Source organism: Meiothermus sp. (assembly GCF_025060375.1).
GTDB lineage: Bacteria > Deinococcota > Deinococci > Deinococcales > Thermaceae > Meiothermus.
Window position 1 is genome coordinate 40597 of record NZ_JANXCG010000004.1, and the last position, 12137, is coordinate 52733.

A 12137-nucleotide genomic window follows, 5' to 3' on the forward strand; every position below is an offset into this window, starting at 1 on the left:
TACTCAAAGGCAGGAGGTTGTATGTCCAAGCTGACCCCTGAGATGAAGCTGGAGGCCGAGAAGCTGCGCAGAGAATGGGAAACCAGCCCACGCTGGAAAGGCATCAAGCGCGACTACAGCGCTGAGGACGTGGTGCGCCTGCGACCCAGCCTGCTGCCCGAGCAAACCCTGGCCAGGGCTGGAGCCGAGCGCCTTTGGGAACTCCTGCACACCCGCCCTTACGTCAACACCTTTGGCGCCTACACCGGGGCCCAGGCGGTGCAGATGGTGAAGGCCGGCCTGGAGGCCATCTACCTCTCGGGCTGGCAGGTGGCCGCCGACGCCAACCTGGCCGCCCAGACCTACCCCGACCAGTCCCTCTACCCCGCCAACTCGGTGCCGGCCATCGTGAGGCGCATCAACAACGCCCTGATGCGGGCCGACCAGATTGAGCGAGCCGAGGGCAAAAGCGGCCGCTACTGGTACGCCCCCATTGTGGCCGACGCCGAGGCCGGGTTCGGCGGCCCCCTCAATGCCTTTGAACTGATGAAGGCCATGATCGAGGCTGGGGCTGCAGCTGTCCACTGGGAGGACCAGCTTTCCAGCGAGAAAAAGTGCGGTCATCTGGGGGGCAAAGTGCTCATCCCCACCTCCCAGCACATCCGCACCCTGAACGCAGCCCGGCTGGCCGCCGATGTGATGGGGGTGCCCACGCTCATCATCGCCCGTACCGATGCCGAGGCCGCAACCCTCATCACCAGCGACATAGACGAGCGTGACCGGCCCTTTGTGAAGGAAGGGGAGCGCACGCCGGAGGGCTTCTACCGCTTCAAAAACGGTCTGGAGGCCTGCATTGCCCGCTCTCTGGCCTATGCCCCATACGCGGACCTCCTGTGGATGGAGACCAGCACCCCTGATCTGGAGGTGGCCCGCAGGTTTGCCGAGGCCATCCACAAGGAGTTCCCCGGCAAGATGCTGGCCTACAACTGCTCGCCCAGCTTCAACTGGAAGAGAAACCTTGACGACGAAACCATCGCCCGCTTTCAGCGGGAGCTGGGGGCCATGGGTTACAAGTTCCAGTTCATCACCCTGGCCGGCTGGCACAACCTCAACTACCGCACCTTCGAGCTGGCCAAAGCCTACAAGGAGCGCGGCATGAGCGCCTTTGTGGAGCTCCAGCAACTCGAGTTTGCCGCCGAAAAGGACGGGTTCACCGCGGTCAAGCACCAGCGCGAGGTGGGGGCAGGCTACTTCGACGAGGTGCTGATGGCCATCACCGCTGGGCAGGCCTCCACCGCGGCGTTGGCTGGCTCAACCGAGGAAGCCCAGTTCCACTAACCCCCGTGCTCCACGGGAAGCGCCCGCGGGCGGCTCTTCCCGTGGAGGCTCTAGAGGCGCTGCCCGAAGGGGGCTTAGCATAAGCCCTGTGACCCGCTACCGCATCCGCGCCCGGCCCACCCAGCCCTTTGCTGGGGAGCGCGCCCAGGTTAGGCCCGGCCGGGGGCTGGAGTTTTATGAGCTCCGCGGCTACGCGCAAGGCGACGAGCCCCGGTTCATAGACTGGCGCGCCTTCGCCCGCACCGGCCGGCTCTACACCCGCCTCTTCCAGGCCGAGGCCCCAGCCCACTTCACCTTTTTCTTGGATGGCTCAACCAGCATGGGGCTTTTTGGTAAGCAGGCCTTTGCCGAGCGGGTCTTCCGGCTTCTGGTGGGGCTCGCCCGCCCAGAGGGGGCCTTTCTTTGGGGCAGGGGGCGCTACCGAGGACAGCCAGCGCCGGTGGCAGCAGGCCCCAGGGCCCTCCTGGGCACTCCCCGGCCCAAGGGGGTAACGGTCCTCATCACCGACGGCCTGGACGAGCTGGACTGGCTGGAGCTGCTAAAGAGGCTAAAACGGGTGGTGCTGGTTCAGGTAATGGCCCCTGAGGAGCTGGCCCCCAGCTTCGCTGAGGCGCTTTTGCGCGATGTGGAAACTGGGGGGCAGCTCGAGGTGGGCCCCGCCGAGGTGCGGGGGTACCAGGAGACCCTAGAAGGGCACCTCCTTCGGCTCCGAACCGCGGCCCGCCGGCTGGGAAGCTACGCGCTGTTGCGGGTGGGAGAGCCCATACTCCCTGCACTCCTCCGGCAAGGGGTGCTGGAAGAACGCTGAGGTGGGCTATAGCGCAAAGACCTCCGGCGGCAGGTCGTAGCCCAGGGGCTCCAAAAGGGCCGAGAGCCAAAACCTCTGCCACAACTCCGGGGAAAGACACTCCCCTACCCGCAGGAGGGCTTCGGAGGCAAGGGGCCTGAGGGCCAGCACCCGGTGGTAGGGCTGGAGCAACCCCAAAGCCAGGGGTCCACCCGCGTAGATGAGAAGGTCAGCCTGGCGGGCCACGGCCTGGGCCTGAGCCTCGCTCACCGCCACCACCCCCCGCTGGGGCGAGGGCAGTTGCCGCAAAAAGGCCTCACCCTCGGGAAAGCTGGGGCTCACCACCGAAACCACGCTAAGCCCCCGCAGGCCTGGGAGCAGCTCGGGGCGCAGCGGGCCCACCCAGAGGGCTTTATCACCCAAGGCGTAGCGCCCGATGAGCCGGGCCAGGGCGATGGCCCCCTGGTAAAAACCCCGGCTTCCCCCAGGTTCCGGCACCACCAGGTCCACCTGCCGGGCCTGGGCCGCCTCCGGCTCGAGGTGCGGAAGGTAGGCCGCAGCCTGGGCTTGCAGGGCAGGGTCCTCCAGCACAGCCCCGCCCAACCCCAAGGGAAAAAGCCCCTCCAGCGCAGCCTCGAAGGGGCCCTGGGGCTCTTGGGCGTACACGAAGAGGGGCAGATCAAACTGCAGGGCCACCGTCAGCAGGGGAGGGTACCACTGGCTCTTCCCCCGGTAAAGCACCACCAATGGACGAAAGGCGGCGTGCCTGGGAGCAACCATACTCTACCGGAGCTCCACCACAAAGCCCACCGTGAAGCGCTGAAAACTCTCCGAACCCACCACCTGGCTGAGCTCGAGGTAGGGCCGATACCCCCGCTCTGGGAACTGCAGGCCCAACGAGAAAACGGCGTAAATGCGCTCGCCAAAGCGCAACCGAAGCTCGTTTTGGGAAGTATAGCCGGTGATGCCCAGGGCCAGTCCAGCAGCCAGGTAGGGCCGAAGCAACAGGTAAAGCGGCGGCAAATAGACTGCCTCCACGCTCAGGTAAAGCCCACCGGGAGAGCCCAGCACCAGCTGGGAGCGAAAGTCCACCGGAACGCCGTCCAGATAAACCCCCAGGTGCCCCATGAAGTTCCCGTTGGGCCCGTTGCGCACCGAGAAGCCAAGGTCGGCTCCACCCGCCATACCCAGCCCCCAGAACGGCCAAGCTACCACAAATACCTTCAAAAACCGCCGCATGACCATACCCTACCGAACCCCAGGCCCTTTAGCAAGGAAAATCCCTTGCATTGCGGCCCAGCCTTGGGAATACTGAGGGCAAAAAATCCGGAGGCATGGCATGAACGTAGTCTTCCTGTCCCCCCACTTCCCCCCCAACTTCTGGCCGTTCTGCGTTCGCCTGCGGGAAGCTGGGCACAACGTGCTGGGCCTGGCCGACGCCGAGTACCACCAGCTTCGGCCAGAGCTACGCCAAGCCCTTACCGAGTACTACAAGGTGGGAGACCTGCACCGCTACGACGAGCTCCTGCGGGCCCTGGGCTACTTCACCCACCGCTACGGGAAGATAGACCGCCTGGACTCCCTCAACGAATACTGGCTGGAGACCGAGGCCATGCTCCGGGAAGACTTCAACATCTTTGGTCTGAGGCCCGCAGACATGGACCGGTTCAAGCGCAAATCGGTGATGAAGCAGTTCTTCCAGAAGGCCGGGCTGCGGGTAGCCCGGGGCAAGGTCTGCAAAAGCGCCGCTGAGGTGCAGGATTTCGTAGACGAGGTGGGCTACCCGGTGGTGGCTAAGCCCGACGTCGGGGTGGGCGCAGCAAGGACCTACAAGCTGACCAACGACGAGGAGCTGAGGAACTACATCGCCACCAAACCCCCGGTGGACTACATTGTGGAGGAGTTCATCCCAGGCCGCATCGTCACCTACGACGGGCTTACCGACCCCAAGGGGCAGGTGGTGCTGGACAGCTCAATGGAGTACTCCAAAGGCGTGATGGAGGTGGTCAACGAGGACAGCGACATCTACTACTATATGGTCCGGGAAATTCCTGAAGACCTGCGCGAGGCCGGGCGGCGGGTGGTGGAGGCTTTCGGCGTACGGGAGCGCTTCTTCCACTTTGAGTTCTTCCGCTTGGAGGATGGCTCGCTGGTGGCGCTGGAGGTGAATGCGCGCCCACCTGGGGGGCTTACCGTGGACATGTTCAACTATGCCAACGATATGGACATCTTCCGAGAGTGGGCCAACCTGCTCACCCACGGCGAGGTAAGGCAGAAGCCCACCTACCCCTACTTCGCCACCTACGTCGGACGCAAAGACCATATCCCCTACCGGCGCTCCCACGAGCAGGTTCTGGCCGAGTTCGGAGCCCTCATCGCCCACCACGAAGCCATCAGCGGCATTTTTGCTGGGGCCATCGGCAACTACGGCTACATCCTGCGCCACCCCGACCTAGACACCCTCCTGGCCGCAGCCCAGGCTATTCAGGAACGGGCCTAGCCATGCACACCGAGCACCACAAGTGGTACAGCCCAGCCCTGGGACAGGAGATGGAGCTCAAGGTGTATGGCCACTACGGGCAGCCCATCGTGGTCTTCCCAGCCCAAAACGGGCGCTGGTATGACTGGGAGGGGCACGGGGGCATGGTGGAGGCCTGCCGGCATCTGCTCGAGGCGGGGCGAATCAAGTTTATCTGCGTGGATGGGATCGACTGGCAGAGCTGGACCAACACCGCTATTCCCCCCTGGGAACGGGCCCGTCGCCACAACGACTACGACGCCTACATCATGGGGGAGGTGGTGCCCTTTGTGCAGAGAAACACCGGCCTAGCCACCATGTGGCTCACCGGCTGCAGCATGGGGGCCTTTCACGCGGCCAACTTCTTCTTCAAGCACCCTGAGGCCTTTGACGGGGTCATTGCGCTTTCGGGGCTTTACCAGGTGGGAGGCTTTGTGGGGGACGAAGGGGGAATGGACGCCTACTTCAACTCACCCCTCTGGTACCTGGCCAACATGCACGACGAAGCCCTTCTGGAGCGCTATCGGCAAGGCAAAAAAATCGTCTTTGTGGTCGGGCAGGGCCGCTGGGAGGAGGAGTGCATCGCCGACACACGGGCCATGGAGCGGGTGCTGGCCGAAAAGCGCATCCCCGCTTGGGTGGAGTACTGGGGCCACGACGTGGACCACGACTGGCCGTGGTGGCGCAGGATGCTGCCCTACTACCTCGAGCGCCTGGGGGTCTGAAACCTCACTCCGAGGGGTCGGGCGCGGGGGGTTTGACCTCTACCGACTCGAGCCGGTGGTTTTTCTGGTAGTGCCCGGCCAGCTCGTCTATGTAGGTATCCTCACAAGGCTTGACCCCCGATAGGTAGGCGGCCCGCCCCAGAGCGTGGGCCGCCACAGGTGCGGTCAGGACGATAAAGGCCAGCGTGGCCAAGGCCCGCGCGGCCACCGAAAGGTCCCAGTAAAAAACTGCCACTGCTACCAGAATGAGGCCCACCCCTAGGGTGGCGGCCTTGGAGGTGGCGTGCATCCGGTTGTAAAGGTCGGGCATCCGCACCACCCCTATAGCGGCAATGAAGAGGAAAAAAATGCCGCCCAAGACCAGGACATAGACCAGCGTGAGCATCGGGCTTACCTCCTAATCCTCCCTGTGGCCGCGGTACTCAATGTAGCGGGCCAGCCCCAGCGTGGCGAGAAAAGCGAAGAGCGCTAGGGCTGTAGCCACGTCCAGGAAGGCGGTCTGGCCGCTCACCAAAGCGTACAGGGCAGCCAGGGCCACCGAGACTGTGGTGATGAGGTCGAGCCCCACCACCCGGTCGGGCAGGGTGGGGCCGCGGACAAGCCGGTAGACGGCAAAGGGTAGGGTGAGCAGGAGGGCAATCAGCGCCCCTTCCAGAAAACTCATCGGGTCACCTCCAACACCGCTTTCTCTAAGTTGTCGCGAATGGACTCCACAACCGCCTTAGGGTCCTCCACGAACATCCCGTGGACATAGAGCACCCTGCGGTCGGAGGAAACATCCAGGCTCAAGGTGCCCGGGGTGAGGGTGATGAGGTTGGCCAGCAGGGTAATTTCGAGGTCGCTTTGGGCCTCCAGTGGGTAAGCCACAATCCCCGGCCTGATGCGCATCCGGGGTGAGAGCACCGCTCGAGCCACCTGCAGGCTGGAGAGGACAATCTCCCAAAGCATCTTGGCGACAAACCAGGGGAGCCGCCAAGCCAGGGTGAAATAGCGCCTGGATGTGGGGTCAAAGAGGGAGCGGGCCAGAAAAAGGAGCAGAAAGCCAATGGCAAACCCTACCAGGAAGTTGGCTAGGGTGAAACTTTCGGTCACCAGCATCCAAAAGATGGCGAGGAGGACATTGTGCACAAAAGCCCTCATCGGCTCACCCCCAGCACGGCCTGGATGTAAGGGGTGGGCTCGAGCAACTCCCGGGCCGCCTGCTGCGAGAGGGCCATCAGGGGCTCGGCCCAAAGCCCGATACCCAGGGTCAAAACCGCGAGCAAAACCACTGGAACGGCCAGCCTCCCCCAACCCTCCGGGACAGACCTCCCCTCAGGGGAAGCCTTCCAAAAGACCTCGGCAAAGACCATCGCCATGGAGAGAAGGGTCAGGAGGCCCACCAAGAGCGCCACCCCCACAATCGCGTAGGCCCCGGCCTCTAGCCCCGCAGCGGCCAGGGTGAACTTGGCCCAAAACCCCGAAAAGGGCGGCAGGCCGGCCAGGGAAAAGGCTGGGAGCAGGAAAAGCAGGGCCAGCCCGGGATGGCTGCGGTAGAGGCCACCCATCCTCACCAGCACCGAGGTACCCTGCAGGCGGTCAAGCAGGCCCGCCAGAAGGAAAAGGGCCGAGATGACCAGCATGTGGTTGAGCGCGTAGAAAACCGAGCCGGCCAGGGCCAGCGGGGTCAGGAGGCCCAGCCCCATGAGCATATACCCGATGTGGCTCACAAGCTGGAAGGACAGAAGACGGCGCAGCTCCCCTTGGGCTAGGGCCAAAAGCACCCCCAGGAGGAGGGTAAGCCCAGCCACCCAGAGGATCACCCCATGGGTGAAAGCCGGGTCTTGAGTAAAGAGCAAGGTAAAAACCCTTAGCAGAGCGTAGACCCCCACCTTGGTAAGAAGGCCGGCAAACAGGGCGGATATGGCAACTGGAGGGGCTGGATAGGAAGCGGGCAGCCAGAAGAAGAAGGGAAAAACCGCTGCCTTGAGCCCAAAGGCGGTCAAAAAGAGCATGGCCAAGGCGTTTTGAAGGCCTAGGGGCAGCTCGCCCACCCGGGTAGCCAAATCCGCCAGGTTCAACGCCCCGGTAGAACCGTACAAGAGCCCCACCGCCACCAAGAAGAGGACCGAGGAGAAGAGGGAGACAGCAAAATACTTGACCCCCCCGGCGAGCTGGGCTCTGCCGTTGCCCAGCACCATCAGCACGAAAGAGGAGAGCAGGAGAACCTCAAACCAGACGTACATGTTGAAAATATCGCCGGTGAGGAAGGCCCCGTTGACCCCAAAGAGCAGGAAGTAACTGAGGGGGTGGTAGCCCAACCGTTCACGGGGGGGATCGGGCTCAGCCAGAGCATAAAGGGCCACCGCTAAGGCCACCACGCTGCTCGCGAAAACCATCAGGGCCGAGAGGTGGTCGGCCACAAAGGTGATGCCGAAAGGGGCTGGCCAGTTCCCAATTTGCACGGCCTGGATGCCCCGCCGGTGCACCTCAAGGAGGAGGGCCAGCGCCGAGGCCAGCAGGGCCAAGGCCCCCAGCAAGCCCAAGGTGCGCTGGACCCTAGGCTGGGCCACCACCAAGCAGAGCACAGCCGTGGAGAGGGGGACCAATAGGGGCAGAACGAGAACGCTCATGCCGGTACACGCTCCTTCTCGGACCTTGGGGCCTCCACCTGGTCCACCGGGGAGGGTGCAGGGGCCGGTTCGAACACCTCGGGCATGGCCTCGGCGCTGAGCGTACCTAGGCCCTGTTCAGCCCTGTAGAAAAGCACGATACCGAAAGCGGCCAGACCAAAGCCAATTACGATGGCCGTGAGGATTAGGGCTTGTGGCAGTGGGTTGGCGATGGGCTCCAACAACCCGCCATCCCTCTGCACAAGGGGAGGAAACTGGCTTCCCAAGCGGCCTGCGGTAAAGATAAGGAGGTTGGCAGCGTTGCCCAGGACCAAAAAGCCCACTAAAAACTGGATCAGGTGAGGCCTAAGCATCAGATAAACCCCCACCGCCGCAAGCCCCCCCACCAGGAAAGCGAGCAGAACCTCCATCAGCCTCCCTCCTGGCCGCCGGTCCTGGCGGTCTCCTCGAGCCCAAACAAGGCCGACAGGAGCGCCCCAAACACGGTTAGATATACCCCAATGTCAAAGATGACCGGGGTACCCACCTTCACCCCAAACAGGCTGAACCAAACCCCGGTCATGAGCGGTTTGTTCAGGAAGAGGGCCACCAGAGCACTCAACAGGGCCACCAGAAGGCCCCACCCCACCAGCCGTAGGGGATGCAGGGGCAGCAGCTTGCGGGCCGCTTTGAGCCCGTGGGCCAAGGCATAGAGCGCATAGGCCCCTACCGCCACCAGCGCCCCGATAAAACCTCCGCCGGGCTCGTTGTGGCCCCGGAACAGCAAGAACACGGAAAGCAGGAGCAGAAGGGTGAAGAGGAAGCTCGAAGTCGTCCTCAGGATTAGGGTATTCACGGCTTTCCCTCCTTTCTAAGGCCCTTTAACAGGGCATAGACTCCTAAGCCAGCCAGCCCCACCACGGTAATCTCCCCAAAGGTATCAAGGCCGCGGAAGTCCACCAGGATAACGTTCACGATGTTGCGCCCGAAACCTTCCGGCAGGCTTTTCTCAGCGAAAAACTGAGCAAGGTGGGGGCTCATGGGCTGGGCCAGCATGGCGAGCATCAGAAGGGTCAAAATCCCACCAAAGCTTAGCGCCACCAGCTTGTCCAGAAAGCGCCCCCGGGGCACCGCCCCAATGCGGCGAATCTGCAACAGCACCAACGCAATCAGCACAGCGGTCAGGGTCTCCACCAAAAACTGCGTGATGGCTAGGTCGGGGGCGTTCTGCAACAGGAAAACAATCGCCACACCAGCCCCCACGATGCCCACCACCACCACCGTCGCCAGGTGAGAACGCAAGCGGAGCGCGGCCAGTGCAGAGAGCAACATGAGCGCCAGCAAAACCGCCTGGCCAGGGTGCAGCCCTTGAAGCTGGGGCCAAAGGAGACCATCCCCCCGTAACAAAGCCAGGCCCACCAGGGCTACTAGCCCCATAAACGTCCAGACCAAGTAGGCCCTGAGGGAACCGCTTTGCAAGAGGCGCTCGAGCTTACCCGAAAACCGCATCAATCCCCGCATGAGGCCCACATAGGCGCTTTCCGGACCAGGGATCGGCTCCCGGGCCATCCAGGCCAGGAGCCGGGGGTAGAGGAAGTAGAGCCCCACCCCCAAGAGCACCGTAACCAGGCTCAGCAACAGCGGCAGGTTGAGGCCATGCCAGAGCTTCAGATGATACGCAACCGGCGCCCCTTTCACCGCGCTGGCCACAGCATCGGCCAGAGGGTTGTAAAGCCCCGGAAACAACCCCACCAAAAGGCCCAGCCCCGCCAGCACCACAGGCCCCAGCCAGAGGCTTGGGGACCCCTCATGCACCCCTTCGGGGGGCTGGCCGCGGAAAAAGGGCACCGTGAGGATCAGGGCCAGGGTCACCCCCACCGCAAAGCCCAGCACCGCCAGCCCGGTCATCCAGGCCGGTGCCGCCTCTAGGAAAGCGGCATAGAGGGCCTCCTTGCCGATGAACCCCAACACCGGTGGCAACCCAGCCAGCGACAGGGCCGAGAGCCCCACCGCTACCCCCGTGATGGGCATGGCCCGAAAGAGACCCGAAAGCTGGCTGACATCACGGGTCCCAACCTCGTGGTCCACCGCCCCCGCCGCCATGAAGAGGCCCCCCTTGTAGAGTGAGTGGGCCAGCAGGAAGGCAGCAAACCCTACCGCCCCGTAGTAGCTGGTGAGGGGCACTGCCCCAATGGCAAAGACCAAGGCCCCCAGCGCGGCCACTGTGGAGTAGGCCAGAAGCCGCTTGAGGTCGGTTTGGCGGAAGGTGAGGGTGGCCCCGGTGAGCAGGGTGGCCAGCCCGAAGGCCATCAGGGTACTGCTCCAGACCTCGGTGCCGCCTAAGGCGGGCTGGAGCCGGGCCAGCAGGTACACCCCGGCCTTGACCATGGTGGCCGAGTGCAGGTAGGCCGAGACTGGAGTAGGCGCCTCCATGGCGTTGGGCAGCCAGAAGTGGAAGGGAAACTGGGCCGATTTGGTAAAAGCCCCCACCAGCACCAGCACAAGCGCCCCCAGGTACCACGGATGCGCCCGCAGCACCTCGCCCTTCGTGAGCAGCTCGGAAATCTCCCACGAACCCCCCATCCCCGCCAGCAGGATGAGCCCGGCCAGAAGCGCCAGACCACCCCCTGCAGTGACGAAGAGGGCCTGGGTGGCTGCCCGACGGGAGCGGAACTCGGTGTGGTTGAACCCAATCAGCAGATAGGAGGTGAGGCTGGTCAGCTCCCACATTACAAACAGCGTTACGATGTTGTCGGCCAACACCAGCCCCAGCATGGAGGCCATAAAGAGGAGGATGACCAGGTAGAAGCGGCCCAGGTCCGGGTGGCCCTTTAGGTAGCCCCCTGAGTAGATCACGATGAAGGTGCCGATGCCCGTGATGAGCAGGGCAAACAGGAGGGAGAGCCCGTCCAGGTAAAAGGACAGACCCACCCCAAGGCTGGGTACCCAGGCAACCCCGTGGCGCAGGGTCTGACCAGCGAGCACCGCAGGCAGAAGACTGCTGAAGTAGAGGGTAAGACCTAGGGGCAGAAGGGCCAGCACCCAGCCCGCCCGATTCCCCAAGCCGCGGTAGACCCAGGGAGCACCCAAAGCCCCGGCGAAGGCAACCAGCACAGAAGTAACCATACGCAACTCCGGAAAAAAAGCCTTACACAAGATAACAAAGGGCAGAGACCTTTGACAGCCTCCACCCAAAAGCGCTGCTCGGACGCAGCCCGGTTTTGGCAAAGTGTAGGGCAAAGCCCGGCTCTGCTGCAACAGGGACACCAGGCCCTCCGGGTAGTAACCTAAGTGCATGTACGAGCTTCTGCTTACCCTTCACAACCTAGCCCGCTGGCTGGTTTTGCTGGCCGCAGCCCACCTGCTCTACCGCGCCTGGACAGGCTTGCGCAACCGCAGCTACACCCCTGCTGACCGACGCGCGGGGCTGGTCTACACCGCCTTGATGGACCTTCAGCTCCTGGTCGGTGCCTTGTTGATGGTCTTCAGCCCATTTATGGTTGGCCTCTACGCAAATCCAGGCGCGGCGATGAAGGCCGCCTCGAGCCGGTTCTTCCTGGCCGAACACTGGGTGATGATGCTCCTGGCGGTGGCCCTGGCCCACCTGGGCGGCGCGCAGGTAAAGAGGGCCAGCAGCGAAGAATTGAAGCAGCGCCGAGCCCTTCTGTGGTACGGCCTAAGCCTGGCCCTGGTGCTTCTGGCCATCCCCTGGTGGCGTCCGCTTCTGCGACTGGGCTGAGGGCTTTCCCTATCTACTCCGAAGTACCAGCACGGGCTTCTCCGAACGATGCAACACTGCTTCGGTCACAGAACCGAGCATGAACCGGTCTAGGCCGCTGCGCCCGTGGGTCCCCATCACAATCAGGTCGTGGTGCTTGGCCTCAGCCAGGATGGACTCCACCGGGCGGCCCTCCACAAGCTTGGTTTCGTAGGGCACCCCCGCCGCTTGGGCCAGTTCGGCGGCCTTTTTGAGGGCCTCCTGACCCACCCGCTTGAGATCCTCCATTAGCTCCAACCCGTACGGAAGGCTCTCCGGGCTGATCCAGAGGCTGTAGCTAATATTCTCCAGCACGTACAAAAAGGTCACCTGGGCCCCGCTGAGCCTGGCCAGCTCGAGCCCCTCGCCAATGGCCTTTTGGCTGGCCGCACTTCCATCGGTCGGCATCAAGATTTTTTTGTACATGGCCCCTCCAGGCTAC

Annotated in this window: 15 protein-coding genes; 5 read left to right on the forward strand and 10 right to left on the reverse strand. The window is 63.5% G+C overall.

From position 1 onward, the window contains the following. Positions 1–21: 21 nt before the first annotated feature. Both aceA and NZ849_RS00600 read left to right on the forward strand, forming a co-directional pair. A complete protein-coding gene (aceA, locus tag NZ849_RS00595; protein WP_295402991.1) occupies positions 22–1317 on the forward strand; it encodes an isocitrate lyase in 1296 nt (431 codons plus the stop codon). A gap of 88 nt (positions 1318–1405) precedes the next feature. Continuing rightward, a complete protein-coding gene (locus NZ849_RS00600) occupies positions 1406–2125 on the forward strand; it encodes a DUF58 domain-containing protein (RefSeq protein ID WP_295402994.1) in 720 nt (239 codons plus the stop codon). 6 nt (positions 2126–2131) lie between these two features. Here the strand turns inward: NZ849_RS00600 and NZ849_RS00605 are convergent, their stop codons facing one another. Beyond that, entirely contained in the window at positions 2132–2884 is a 753-nt protein-coding gene (locus NZ849_RS00605) for a hypothetical protein (protein ID WP_295402998.1), read from the reverse strand. 3 nt (positions 2885–2887) lie between these two features. Then, positions 2888–3343, reverse strand: a complete 456-nt coding sequence (locus NZ849_RS00610; protein ID WP_295403001.1) for a hypothetical protein — start codon at positions 3341–3343, stop codon at positions 2888–2890. Positions 3344–3443: 100 nt separating this feature from the next. Here NZ849_RS00610 and NZ849_RS00615 point away from each other — a divergent pair, with 100 nt between their 5' ends. Beyond that, positions 3444–4604 carry an ATP-grasp domain-containing protein gene (locus tag NZ849_RS00615; RefSeq protein WP_295403004.1) on the forward strand — a complete coding sequence of 387 codons (1161 nt, stop codon included), beginning with the start codon at positions 3444–3446 and terminating at the stop codon, positions 4602–4604. A 2-nt stretch (positions 4605–4606) separates the two neighbouring features. Next, a complete protein-coding gene (locus tag NZ849_RS00620) occupies positions 4607–5347 on the forward strand; it encodes an alpha/beta hydrolase-fold protein (RefSeq protein WP_295403007.1) in 741 nt (246 codons plus the stop codon). Between the two features lie 4 nt (positions 5348–5351). Here NZ849_RS00620 and mnhG read toward each other — a convergent pair whose 3' ends face one another. Genes mnhG through mbhE form a run of 7 tightly spaced genes read right to left on the reverse strand, consistent with a single transcriptional unit; the run spans position 5352 to position 11052 of the window. After that, a complete protein-coding gene (mnhG, locus tag NZ849_RS00625) occupies positions 5352–5732 on the reverse strand; it encodes a monovalent cation/H(+) antiporter subunit G (RefSeq protein ID WP_295403011.1) in 381 nt (126 codons plus the stop codon). A gap of 12 nt (positions 5733–5744) precedes the next feature. Then, positions 5745–6011: a monovalent cation/H+ antiporter complex subunit F gene (locus NZ849_RS00630; RefSeq protein WP_295403015.1), complete on the reverse strand. Its 267-nt coding sequence runs from the start codon at positions 6009–6011 to the stop codon at positions 5745–5747. Then, positions 6008–6487 (reverse strand): Na+/H+ antiporter subunit E, encoded by a 480-nt coding sequence (locus NZ849_RS00635; RefSeq protein WP_295403018.1) that lies wholly within the window; start codon positions 6485–6487, stop codon positions 6008–6010. The genes NZ849_RS00630 and NZ849_RS00635 overlap by 4 nt, the downstream gene beginning before the upstream one ends. Beyond that, the gene (locus NZ849_RS00640; RefSeq protein ID WP_295403020.1) at positions 6484–7959 is read right to left on the reverse strand and encodes a proton-conducting transporter membrane subunit; all 1476 of its coding nucleotides are present in this window, start codon (positions 7957–7959) and stop codon (positions 6484–6486) included. Before NZ849_RS00640 ends, NZ849_RS00635 begins: the two co-directional genes overlap by 4 nt. Continuing rightward, positions 7956–8369, reverse strand: a complete 414-nt coding sequence (locus tag NZ849_RS00645; RefSeq protein WP_295403023.1) for an NADH-quinone oxidoreductase subunit K — start codon at positions 8367–8369, stop codon at positions 7956–7958. The genes NZ849_RS00640 and NZ849_RS00645 overlap by 4 nt, the downstream gene beginning before the upstream one ends. After that, entirely contained in the window at positions 8369–8794 is a 426-nt protein-coding gene (locus NZ849_RS00650; RefSeq protein ID WP_295403025.1) for a Na+/H+ antiporter subunit B, read from the reverse strand. Before NZ849_RS00650 ends, NZ849_RS00645 begins: the two co-directional genes overlap by 1 nt. After that, positions 8791–11052 (reverse strand): hydrogen gas-evolving membrane-bound hydrogenase subunit E, encoded by a 2262-nt coding sequence (gene mbhE, locus NZ849_RS00655; RefSeq protein WP_295403027.1) that lies wholly within the window; start codon positions 11050–11052, stop codon positions 8791–8793. Before mbhE ends, NZ849_RS00650 begins: the two co-directional genes overlap by 4 nt. A 181-nt stretch (positions 11053–11233) precedes the next feature. On the opposite strand from mbhE, the gene NZ849_RS00660 reads away from it, so the two are divergent. Continuing rightward, on the forward strand, positions 11234–11677 hold the full coding sequence (locus NZ849_RS00660; RefSeq protein WP_295403030.1) for a hypothetical protein: 444 nt from the start codon (positions 11234–11236) through the stop codon (positions 11675–11677). A 9-nt stretch (positions 11678–11686) separates the two neighbouring features. On the opposite strand, the gene NZ849_RS00665 is transcribed toward NZ849_RS00660, so the two are convergent. After that, complete coding sequence (locus NZ849_RS00665) at positions 11687–12121, reverse strand: universal stress protein (protein WP_295403033.1); 435 nt, start codon at positions 12119–12121, stop codon at positions 11687–11689. Positions 12122–12137: the final 16 nt, after the last annotated feature.